Genomic DNA, 255 nt, shown 5'->3' with positions numbered 1-255 from the left:
AGAATCTTTATCTCCGCAACAGGAAATGGTGGAGGATTTAATGGCAATTATACATACATTCAGTTGTAGATTGTACGGGCTTCGTAAATATAAAAAAAAGATCAAAACAATGATTGAGGCGTCCGAGTAATGATAATCCAATTGGCTCATAAAATAGAACTCGATCCTACCAATGTACAGCGGGGGTATTTTATTCGCGCTTGTGGTACGGCTCGATTCACCTGGAATTGGGCACTTGCTGAATGGAATCGTCAA

At 40.0% G+C, this 255-nt stretch carries 1 protein-coding gene and 1 pseudogene; both read left to right on the top strand.

Features of this window, described 5'->3' with window-relative positions:
• Positions 1–130: pseudogene (locus HXW94_RS19130) on the top strand (IS607 family transposase); the annotation flags it as partial.
• Positions 130–255: helix-turn-helix domain-containing protein (locus HXW94_RS20610; protein WP_425484235.1), on the top strand; the 126-nt coding region annotated here is incomplete at its 3' end. The pseudogene HXW94_RS19130 and the gene HXW94_RS20610, both read left to right, overlap by 1 nt.

It is taken from the genome of Desulfobacter latus (genome assembly GCF_013389365.1).
Lineage (GTDB): Bacteria > Desulfobacterota > Desulfobacteria > Desulfobacterales > Desulfobacteraceae > Desulfobacter > Desulfobacter latus.
Note: the sequence above shows the minus strand (reverse complement) of the source record. Positions and strands in the feature narration are given on the sequence as shown.